11 protein-coding genes are annotated in these 10,854 nt (G+C 40.7%); 1 reads left to right on the top strand and 10 read right to left on the bottom strand.

Annotated elements, in window-relative coordinates; translation table 11 throughout:
- Nucleotides 1-387: 387 nt before the first annotated feature.
- From U3A58_RS16910 to pdeM, 9 genes are all read right to left on the bottom strand, one after another.
- A complete protein-coding gene (locus tag U3A58_RS16910) occupies nt 388-3,354 on the bottom strand; it encodes a TonB-dependent receptor domain-containing protein (protein WP_323825402.1) in 2,967 nt (988 codons plus the stop codon).
- 321 nt (nt 3,355-3,675) lie between these two features.
- Nucleotides 3,676-4,014, bottom strand: coding sequence for a gliding motility protein GldC (gldC, locus tag U3A58_RS16905; RefSeq protein WP_323825400.1), 339 nt, complete (start codon nt 4,012-4,014; stop codon nt 3,676-3,678).
- 213 nt (nt 4,015-4,227) lie between these two features.
- On the bottom strand, nt 4,228-4,887 hold the full coding sequence (locus U3A58_RS16900; protein WP_323825398.1) for a 3-oxoacid CoA-transferase subunit B: 660 nt from the start codon (nt 4,885-4,887) through the stop codon (nt 4,228-4,230).
- A gap of 59 nt (nt 4,888-4,946) precedes the next feature.
- Nucleotides 4,947-5,642, bottom strand: coding sequence for a CoA transferase subunit A (locus U3A58_RS16895; RefSeq protein WP_323825396.1), 696 nt, complete (start codon nt 5,640-5,642; stop codon nt 4,947-4,949).
- An 11-nt stretch (nt 5,643-5,653) separates the two neighbouring features.
- The gene (locus tag U3A58_RS16890) at nt 5,654-6,577 is read right to left on the bottom strand and encodes a bifunctional riboflavin kinase/FAD synthetase (protein WP_323825394.1); all 924 of its coding nucleotides are present in this window, start codon (nt 6,575-6,577) and stop codon (nt 5,654-5,656) included.
- A gap of 120 nt (nt 6,578-6,697) precedes the next feature.
- Nucleotides 6,698-7,354: a tRNA pseudouridine(55) synthase TruB gene (gene truB, locus U3A58_RS16885; RefSeq protein ID WP_323825392.1), complete on the bottom strand. Its 657-nt coding sequence runs from the start codon at nt 7,352-7,354 to the stop codon at nt 6,698-6,700.
- A gap of 54 nt (nt 7,355-7,408) precedes the next feature.
- On the bottom strand, nt 7,409-7,621 hold the full coding sequence (locus U3A58_RS16880) for a DUF3098 domain-containing protein (protein WP_323825390.1): 213 nt from the start codon (nt 7,619-7,621) through the stop codon (nt 7,409-7,411).
- Between the two features lie 4 nt (nt 7,622-7,625).
- Nucleotides 7,626-8,516, bottom strand: a complete 891-nt coding sequence (locus U3A58_RS16875) for a cell division protein FtsX (protein WP_323825388.1) — start codon at nt 8,514-8,516, stop codon at nt 7,626-7,628.
- Between the two features lie 49 nt (nt 8,517-8,565).
- Nucleotides 8,566-9,222 carry a ligase-associated DNA damage response endonuclease PdeM gene (gene pdeM, locus U3A58_RS16870; RefSeq protein ID WP_323825386.1) on the bottom strand — a complete coding sequence of 219 codons (657 nt, stop codon included), beginning with the start codon at nt 9,220-9,222 and terminating at the stop codon, nt 8,566-8,568.
- A gap of 80 nt (nt 9,223-9,302) precedes the next feature.
- Between pdeM and U3A58_RS16865 the strand changes: the two genes are divergently transcribed.
- The gene (locus U3A58_RS16865) at nt 9,303-9,746 is read left to right on the top strand and encodes a DUF2147 domain-containing protein (RefSeq protein ID WP_323825384.1); all 444 of its coding nucleotides are present in this window, start codon (nt 9,303-9,305) and stop codon (nt 9,744-9,746) included.
- Nucleotides 9,747-9,793: 47 nt separating this feature from the next.
- Here the strand turns inward: U3A58_RS16865 and U3A58_RS16860 are convergent, their stop codons facing one another.
- Nucleotides 9,794-10,849: a homoserine O-acetyltransferase family protein gene (locus U3A58_RS16860; RefSeq protein WP_323825382.1), complete on the bottom strand. Its 1,056-nt coding sequence runs from the start codon at nt 10,847-10,849 to the stop codon at nt 9,794-9,796.
- Between the last annotated feature and the right edge of the window lie 5 nt (nt 10,850-10,854).

Genomic DNA, 10,854 nt, shown 5'->3' with positions numbered 1-10,854 from the left:
AACAGGTCTTGAAAATCTCTTTACCAGTCAAAAAAAGACCCTGGATGGATGGCATCTTCTCCCAAATTCAGAATCTAAGCCCCCCTTTTAATTATTCTAATGCATAATCCGGGTTTAATTGAATCTGTAAGAACTTGATTCAGCAAAATAAACACTGCGGTCTATGAGAAGTTTTTTTCCATAAAGCGCTACTTCTGTCCTTTCTAAATTTTTGAAGTGAGTTGGGTCTACTTGCTAACTAGTGATTGGAAAATGTAGCAGCTCGCAAGATCACTATCCTGCATTTGCCATTTAGAGCTAGTGGTATAATGCAATTCATGAGCTCAAACAAAAAGAGCCATCCCGGTTTTGGGATAGCTCTATGGGTAGATTTGGTTGTACTAATTACTAATTTAAGAACTCATCAAATGTCAAACTTACAAAGTACATGGTTCCCACGGTTGGGTTACCCCAAGCCTGGGTGTAGCCTTTGCTGAATAGGTTAGAACCACCTACTTTTAAAATTGACTTGATGCTTTTTAATTTATAGCTCACTTGAGCATCTAATGTTCCGTAAGCAGGAATTACCGATAACTGTTGAGTGGAAACAGCAGGATTTACAAAAGAAGATTGCCATGCAAATTCCCCTTGCCATCTGTATGCTACCGCAAATCCAAGATTATCTACAACCTCTCTGTTGGCGAAATTCAAAACGTAACGATACTCAGGAGTATTGAAACTAGGCTGGAAACCCGTCTCTGCTAACTCATCCAAGTTGGAGAGTGTATTATAAGAAATGTTTCCTCCGATAGTATATCCTTTCGGCAGTCTGTAATCCAGACTAGCAGCCCAGCCCCAGGATTTGATAATCTCAGTTCTATTCACAGGCATGGAGTAGATATTCCTTGCATTTGCTATTGCTCCGATTAGGTTTAAGCCGGTGATTGGATTGGGACCTGCTAGTCCTGCATCAGTAGCGTCCTGAACTAATACTTGATTACCATTGAAATTTTCAAATCTATTGAAATATGCATAGGCATCTACCAACAGATTTTGTCTCCAAATCCCTTTGTATCCCACTTCGAAAGATTTCACCCGCTCTGGTTTGAATTCTTTGACCGGATAGGGCTGCAGTTGACTAATATTTGCTGCTGCAGCTAAAAAGCCAACTGTTTGGGCCACTGCTGCAGGTGCTTCAGAAGGATCTATCAATCCGGCAGCTATTTGCTGCTGTACTATTGCTAGAGCTTGCGCTTGAATAGCCGGATCTTGAGTTGATTGCTGAACTGCACCACCATAACTGGAAACATTAGCGAGTGTGTAACTTGGGTTTGAATTCAGATTGTAACGATCTGCAAAGAAAGGCAATCCTCCTATCAAACGGGCTTGTGGTGTATTCAGATCTATGTACTGATCTTGGTTGGTCGGAATCCGGAATCCTGTCTGGTAGGAAGCTCTGAAGTTGTGGTTTCCTTCGGTAAATACTCCGGATACTCGTGGAGACCACTGTCCTGCAAAGTTCTCATTTTTATCATAGCGAGCAGAAGCTGTCAGTTTGAATTTATCACTAAAAAACTTCTTAGAGCCCTGAATATACCCACCGTATTCCTTGATGTTGAACTCATCGCCGTTTTCGTCAAGGGCAAAAATTGTCCCGTTTGAATTCAGGTCATAAATTCTATAATTAGCACCTACTACAAACTCAGCAAATTTGATTTGCTCTGAGAAATTGTAAGATCCTTCGAAGTGATATAAGTTACTGCTGTCAACAAACCTAGCCCCAACACCATTTTGATCTCCGGGAATAGGTCTAGAAGAAACAGCATTCAGAGCATTTTGGAATTCAGAAGTTCCAGGCATATACCTTCCTTGATCTGCGAATTCCCTAGCAGCTAAGTGTGCCTGATCTGCAGGAAGTCCTCCTCCAATCGCTTGTGCATAAGCACCTACGTATTCCGGAAACCACCGTGAACTTGCTTTCCAAGCTTCATTTATTCCTTGGGCGGCTGTTCCGACGGCAAAAGCATCACCTGATCTCTCTTGGGTGGTATAGGCTCTCATATACCAATTGGAAGCTCTCAATTCAGCTTTGTATTGTCCCATGGTAAAATCCTTCAGAGAATACCTATCTGCTCCTGTATAAACAGTGGTACCAAAACCAAGATTACCTTGAAGTACTGCTTCTATATTATCATTGATTCTATAATGAAGAGCTGCGTTTAATTTAATCGACTTAGTGCCATAATCAGCTATATCTCTTTCTAGGTATCCTGTTCTAGAAACAGAGGTGCTTGGAATCAAGGGAAGTGCAGCCGCTGGCAGAAATCCAGCATTCACCATAGCTTGCGCTACAGATAGCATATTTACGTTGGTTTCATCACCGTAACTATTCACTCCATTATAGGCGGGGTTATTGAAAGTGGTTCCAGTTTTAATAGTAGAGCCATTCAGAAGAGATTGATCACGGAAGTCATTTGCCTGCCAATCATCTGCTGTTAAGTATTCAAAGTTCACCTTGAAGGCAAACTTGTCACTAATGGCTTTGGCATATCTGGCACTGAAATTATAAAACCCGGTGGCAGCTTTGGATCTACCACTTTCATCCATGATGCCTGTTTTTACACTGGCCGAAAGTCCTTGATAAAGGAATGGGCTTTTGGAGTTCATCAGCAAAATACCATTGATGGCATTGGGGCCATAGAGTGCAGAAGAAGCACCCGGTAGTAACTCTACACTTTCGAGATCAAGTTCTGAAATGCCTACAATATTGCCAATCGAAAAATTCAAACCTGGGGCTTGATTATCCATGCCATCAATCAGCTGAACTGTTCTCACGTTACCATTTGCATTGAATCCACGGGTATTGAAGGACTTGAACAGGAGGGATTGCGTACTCATTTCCACGCCTTTCATGTTATTAATCGCATCATAGAAACTTGCTTGTGGAGCATCCCGAATAGCGATGATATCCATTTTCTCTACAGACACAGGAGATTGTAATACACTTTCTTCCACTCTCGATGCAGAGACGACGACTTCTTGTCCCAGAATGGCAGTTTCTACAAGTTGTATATTCAATGATGTCTGACTAGTGTTTATCAGCACTTCTTGGGTATTGTAGCCTACCATTGAAAATACTAACGATAAAGGTGGCTCCTGATTGACATTTAGAGAGTACCTACCAGTGAGATCGGATATTGTTCCGATCACCTTTCCTTTTACCAAAATATTGACACCAACTAGGGTCTCTTTGGAGTCTGCATCGGTCACTGTACCAGCAATAGTTGTTTGGCCAATAACTCTACCTGAAGTGAGGGAAATCAGGAGTGTTAGTAAAAACACTGAGGCTCTGATTTTGATTATAAAATTGCTCATAGGCCATTTTATTTAATATTTAGGTTTATTGAATTTCGGGTGAAAATCCATTAAGTAATACGCGAAAATTAGCTTAAAAATCGAATTATTGACTTTTTATCCTCAAAATATTATAAGTATTGCAATATCCGAAACATGGGGTTAGTCAGCAACAGAGGGATTCACTTAAATATTTAAAATTATTTGATGTCTTTATTGAAAATCCATAGGCCAACTTCCTGTTTTGTTGACAATTCAAAAAACCATGATTATTTTAATCGGGGAGGATAAAAGCAAAAAGCCCAGCTTTCGCCAGGCTGTTTCTCAATGAGCAAACGTTCTTTACCCTGCTTTGTTTTCTTCATTCACATGCGTCACCAATCTATCGCATAGCTCTTTGATCTCTTCAGACATATACTCATCCGCTGTGCTGTTTAGGATCGTCTGTGCCATTCCACCCAAAATATCAATGTAAAATCGCTTCATTTCTACCACCGACATTTCTTCAGTCCAAAGGTCGATACGAAGTGTACTATGATTTTGATTGTCCCAGACATTTAGGCTGATGCTTTTGGTATCTTCCAGGCCTGCTCCTTCTTTATCTGAAGCATCCCACTTGATTGTTTTTGGAAAGCTATTTTCATCTAAATCGACTTGGAATTTGATTTCTGAGTTTTTCATGTATTTATATTTTTCTTTCAAAGGTCATAACCTGTCCCGTGAGGAAGGAAACGGGATGAAATCTCGCATAACGGATAGTAATCCTTCCGTGTGTTGCTTGCATCATGCTCGATTTCATATGTTATAAGTTGATCCCATTAGAACCTTGAGTGATTTTGCAAAATTAACCAGGTTAACTTCATGAGCATTGCCTGAGTTCATTTTTGCTATGTATTAAGCAAAAATCATTTCAGGAATTTCACCTTCTATGATCAGTTTGCCTGCGGTCTTGGCTTTGATATCGGCTACCGATACTCCAGGAGCTCTTTCTAGGAGTATAAATCCTCCGGCTTGGGAGATTTCTAGCACGGCTAGATCAGTGACTATTTTCTTCACGCAGCGGATTCCGGTGATGGGAAGGGAGCACTCCGGCAGAAGTTTGGATTCTCCTGATCGAGAGCAATGCTGCATGGCCACGATGATATTATCTGCCGAAGCTACCAGATCCATCGCTCCTCCCATTCCTTTGACCATTTTGCCAGGGATTTTCCAGTTAGAGATATCTCCATTTTCTGAAACTTCCATTGCCCCGAGAATAGTCAAGTGTACATGTCCACCCCGAATCATTGCGAAGGAGTCAGCAGAGTTGAATAGAACCGATCCTTTCGCCATAGTCACAGTTTGCTTCCCGGCATTGATCAGATCCGGGTCTAGTTGATCCTCGGTGGGGAAGGGGCCAATTCCCAGCAAGCCATTTTCCGATTGGAGCACAACTTCCAGCTCATCAGGAATGTAATTGGCAACTAAGGTGGGAATCCCTATTCCTAAATTTATGTATTGCCCATTCTTTACCTCTTTGGCTATTCTCTGGGCTATTTGATCTTTTGTAAGCATTTTGGGTTTGGTTTTGAAGTCAATGGAAAAAGATGAGATGGAGAACCTAAATAGTTTACCTAGTTAGAGACTGTTCTCTGCTCTATTCTCTTTTCGTAGTCTTTTCCTTGAAAAATACGCTGTACATAGATTCCGGGGGTGTGTATCTCGTTTGGATTGAGTTCACCGGCAGGAACCAATTCTTCCACTTCGGCAATACAAATTCTACCCGCAGTAGCCATTATTGGATTGAAGTTGCGAGCTGTACCTTTGAATATCAGATTGCCGGCTGTATCGCCCTTCCATGCTTTCACGATAGAGAAATCAGCTTTAAGGCATCTTTCCAGAAGATACAATTTTCCATCAAATTCCCGGATTTCCTTTCCCTCAGCCACCTCTGTACCAACTCCGGCAGGAGTGAAAAAAGCGGGAATACCAGCTCCTCCTGCACGTACACGCTCAGCAAGTGTTCCCTGTGGAATCAAGTCCACCTCAAGTTCTCCGCTCAGCAATTGTCTTTCAAACTCTGCATTTTCTCCTACATAGCTAGAAATCATCTTTTTGACCATTCGTTTTCTAAGCAGCAGGCCAATACCAAAATCGTCCACTCCGGCATTGTTTGACACGATGGTCAAGCCAGAAATGTCTCTTTCTAAGAGTGCAGAAATGCAATTCTCGGGAATGCCGCACAAGCCAAAGCCTCCCATCATCAGCATGCAATTGCTGGGGATGTCTGCTACTGCCTCACGGGCATTATTTACAGTTTTGTTGATCATATAATATGGGTTTATAGCAAGTTTTTGGCATTCTTCTGGTCAATAAAAAGTTGTTCTTTCAAGGCTACCAAACCATCAAATTTTCTCTCCTCACGAAGGAATGCTTTAATATAAATAGTGATCTGTTTATCATACAAATCTCCTTGAAAATCAAATAAATTGGCTTCTACAGTTTTCTGGGTTCCATTGACCGTTGGTCGATTTCCTATGTTCAACATAGCTTTGTAAAGTGCGCCATTCACCAAAGCTTCTACTGCGTAAACGCCATCTTTGGGGATAAGTTTGTAATTGTTGGGTATATGGATATTGGCTGTAGGGAAGCCGATAGATCGACCGATCTGCTGACCTTTGATTACTAATCCGTTTAATTCATAAGGACGGCCCAAATAATTTATGGCTGTAGGAATGTCGCTTGTCTCTAGTGCATGGCGGATTTTGGTGCTGGATACACCTATGTCTTCTACATCCTGCCGGGAAATTTCCTCCAGTCCAAAGCCATATTCTTCATGATGTGCTTGCAGATATTCAAAACTTCCTTCACGATTTTTACCAAAACGATGATCATAGCCTATGACCAGTTTTTTGGTTTGAATTTTATCTACCAATACTGACTCGATAAATTCTTTGGAGGTAAGTTGGGAGAATTCCATAGTGAAGGGAATAGTGACCAAGTGGTCGATGCCAAATTGCCGAAGTAGCTTAGCCTTCTCCTCAAAGGTGCTTAAAAGTCTCAGGTTATGCTCATCTGGATAGAGCACCAACCTAGGATGAGGCCAAAAAGTAATAAGAACGGTCTCCCCATTAATAGAGCGAGCTAATTCCCGGATTCGATGAAGTATTTTCTGATGCCCAAGATGCACTCCATCAAATGTACCGCTGGTGACCACGGCATTGGATAGTTTGGGAAAATCACTTAGGCCTTCATAGATTTTCATTGGTTCTTGCTTTGATTTCTTCTACTAAAGATAAAAGCTCGTGTGCTTCTGAGAGTTTGAAATTACCAATTCTTGTTCTGCAAAGCGAACTCATAAAAGCTCCCACAGTCAGTTTTTCTCCTANTCTTCTACTAAAGATAAAAGCTCGTGTGCTTCTGAGAGTTTGAAATTACCAATTCTTGTTCTGCAAAGCGAACTCATAAAAGCTCCCACAGTCAGTTTTTCTCCTAGGTCTCTAGCCAGACTGCGGATATAAGTACCTTTAGAACAAACGATTCTAAACTCTACAGTTGGGTTATCAAACTTGGTGATTTCAAATTCACTCACGGTCACAGGACGTGGATCCATTTTTACTTCCTTGCCCTTTCTGGCAGATTCATAGACCCGTTTTCCATCGACTTTAATGGCAGAGTGCATAGGGGGAATTTGCAGAATATCACCTGTAAGTTCGGCCACAGCAACTTTTACTTGTTCTATAGTAATATTTGATGGATCAGAAACAGGTACAATGGGTTGTTCCAAATCAAAAGAATCTGTAGTAGCTCCAATTACAAAAGTCCCGGTGTATTCCTTCTCCTGCCCCATGAAAGAGTCAATTTGCTTGGTCATTTTTCCTGCGCAAACGATAAGTAATCCAGTGGCTAAAGGATCAAGTGTACCGGCATGTCCTACTTTTTTGATCCGAAGGGTATTTCGGACTTTTTTTACTACATCAAAAGATGTCCATTCTAGCGGTTTGTTGATTAAAAAAACTTCTCCGTAAGGCTCTTCCTGCATTTTTTTTGGATAAAAAGGCTAGGGAATCAGAAATCAACTAGCGCAAATAATGAATTATGAATTGGGCTCAGACTTAGCAAAAATTGCGTAAAATTGGAAAAAAAACCCAGCCAAAGTTACGATAGGACCAATAGTCAACCCCAGCACGCCATTTCCGTGCGGTTGGTTATCCATTCCGATTAGTATGAATCCTAATATTATTAACCCAATACCGATGAACATCAGCTTGTAGTTTTTGCGGGAAAAGGGGAAAGATGATTTGCTCATTATATTAATAAAGTTCGTCCAAAGACATATTTAAATACTTGTTCACAGCTCGCAAGGTACTTAGTACAGACAGAATTCCGCCCACTGAAATCAGAATACCAAAAAGAAACAACAACAATTGCTGATTTTGAAGCATTGCAAATCCTTCAATATTCGCCTGAGTATATTTCACCAACGCGAAGAGAATCACTGACGCAAAAGCACCTGCCATCATTCCAAACAAGAATGCTCTGGAAAGAAATGGTTTTCTGATAAATCCTCTGGTAGCACCGACGAGCTGCATAGACCGGATAAGAAAACGCTGAGAGAACAAGGCCAGACGTATGGTATTATTGATCAACATGACTACGGTAATGATCAAAATCAAAATAAACCCGCCTAAGACTAAACTTACTTTGAGTAAATTCTTGTTGATTGAATCCACCAGGTCGGTCATGTAAGAAACTTCAAATACCCCCGGGATTGTCTGGATTTCGGCTACGATCGCTTCCAATTGCTCTGAAGTTTGAAATTCTTCCGCTATTGTCAATACAAAACTGTCGCGAAGTGGATTGTCTTCCAGGAATTTAGTGAAGTCTTCCCCAGTACTCTCTATAAAAGTAGAAGCTGCTTCCTCATCTGATACAAACTTTAGATTCAGTGTATCTCCTTTTTGTAGGATAAATGATCGCTTGGAAAGGTTGTCATGAATTGCATCGAGGTCTTTTTGTTCCAGGGTTTTTTCCAAGAATACCTGTACCTCGATATTCTCACGGATCATACTCGTCAGAGTTTTTGCCTGGATCAAGATCACTCCGAAGAGACCCACTATAAAAAGTGATAGGGTAGTACTGAATAGTACACTTCCGAATTTGAAGTGTCCTAGGGTCTTTTTCTTGCGTGGATAGTTGGCCATAGCTTAAGATTTCTGCTCAAAAGTAACCTTCCCCAAGGATATTGCCAATCTATTCCTGATAAAGGATTTCAATGACCATTTCTCCACTTATTCCAAAGATTTGGTCTTTGGTTTTTCGCTTAATTATAGAGAGTCCAGTAAAACAGCCAAAAGCCGGAAGAATCAGTTGGTTTTCGCTAAGATGAAAACAAGAGATCCGTATCGCTTGACGTCCTTTTCCATGCAAGCGGACACCCGGATGGATGTGCCCACAGAGATTTAATTTTCCTTCAGGCACCTGCTCCGCTGGTTCATGACTGAGAAACAAATTCCCCAGATCGACTGGGTTTTCATGAATTTGAAATAAGGATTGACTATAAGCCAAGGGAGGCAGTACATCATGATTTCCTTTGACCAGGTGAAATTGGACCTGATTAAAGTCTGACAAGAAAGCGTTTAAAGATTCCCATTGTTCATTCCAATCACTATGAAACAAGTCACCTAAAATATAAAAATCGATGGGGGAATACCTTTTTATTAATACTGTAATTGTCTCTAAATCATGATGATGTATGGATTCTGGAATAGGGATTCCAGATTTACGGAAATGTGCTGCTTTGCCAAAATGCAAGTCAGCTATAAATAAAGTAGCACTTTTCGCAATCCAAATTGCCTTCTCAGGTAGTAAGTGAAGTGTAGTATCAGTAAACGTAATACTGGAATGCATGAATTAGTGGGTATGATTTTAGGGCTTATTTGGATATAATGAAATCTAAGTCAATTATAAATTTACAAAACTTATTTTTTATGGAAACTCGTCAATTTACTTATATATGCATTTTCATGATCTTAATTGGTACTGAAAATCTACTCGCACAATCTAATTCTAAGATCAAAGGCGTTTGGTTCAATCCTGATAAAACAGCTCAGATTGAGATTATGGAGAATGAGAATGAGATGATTGGTAAAATCATCTGGATCCAGCAAGAAGATGATGATCCGGCAACATTTACAGATCTGGTGAATTCGGATATTAGCCTAAGAAACCGCCCGCTGATGGGACTTACTATATTGGAAGGGTTAAAATTTAGAGATGGAATTTGGTCTGATGGCAAAATCTATGATCCACAATCTGGCATAAGCTATGCCTGTGAATTGCAGCTAAAAAAGAAAGATATTTTGGAGATCAAAGGATACTTAGGTGACTCCTGGGTGAGTCGGACTGTGGAATGGAATAGGGTAAAAAAATAAGGCAGAAATTTCTGCCTTATTTTTTTACTGGAGTATTTAATAGTCTGCTAGCTCTTTTGTTGTAAGTAAAACGACTTTAGAATATTGGAAAGCTGCTCAAATTCAATCAGAAAAGCATCGTGTCCAGCTGTTGATGTGATTTCTTTATACGTTCCTTTTTTCACTTTTTGGCTGATATATTGAGATTCTTCTGGGAGGAACAGTAAGTCCGTACCTACTCCAATTGCCAGTACATTTGCTTCTATTTTTCCTAATGCGTCATCTAAATTCCCGCGATTTCTCCCCAAATCATGAGAATCCATCGTTTTGCTGAGTGTCCAATAGGAGAGTGCATTAAATCTACTCGCCAATTTTTTGCCTTGGTAGCGTAAGTAGGAAGAGGCACGATAATTATCCACTATTCCCTCAGGATCCACTTGCTTGGCTTTAATATCCAATGGATGTCTATAGGTGAGCATTGCTATTGCCCTGGCTGTTTCTAGTCCTTTTTGTCCGGCCAATTCATGACATTCACCCCAGGTGCAATCAGATTCGATTGCCATTCGCTGAGTTTCATTGAAGCCTATTACCCAAGGAGATGTTTTGGCAGTGGATGCTAAAATAATGGCATTTTTCAGTTTAGTGCCCAACAGGTAGGCCCATTCCAGACCAACCTGTCCTCCTAGAGAACCACCGATCAAGCTATGGATACTGTCTATTTTCAAATGAACCCTCAACCGCTCAAGTCCGGCAGCCATATCCCTGCTGGTCAGCTGGGGGAAATCGTAATAATAAGGCTCCCCCGTCTTAGGATTCTCGCTGAAAGGCTGCGTAGAGCCATAACATGAGCCAAGTAGGTTAGCACAGATAATAAAATGATTTGCAGGGTTAAAGAATTTATCTTCTCCGATTAGACCATTCCACCATTCTGATGCATTAGAATCTCCTGTAAGCGCATGAATCACCCAGACCACGTTGGATTTATCTGAATTAAGTTGACCATAGCTGGTGTAAGCAATATCAATTTCAGAAAGTACTTCTCCAGATTCCAGATGCAACGGTGTACTAGAGTGAAAGGTATCCTGGGACATAGTAAACGCAGCGTATTGACTTTTAAGGTTCATTTATA

The organism is Algoriphagus persicinus (assembly GCF_035156415.1).
Classification (GTDB): domain Bacteria; phylum Bacteroidota; class Bacteroidia; order Cytophagales; family Cyclobacteriaceae; genus Algoriphagus; species Algoriphagus persicinus.
The sequence above is the reverse complement of the archived record's forward strand: the minus strand, read 5'-3'. Positions and strand labels throughout refer to the sequence as shown.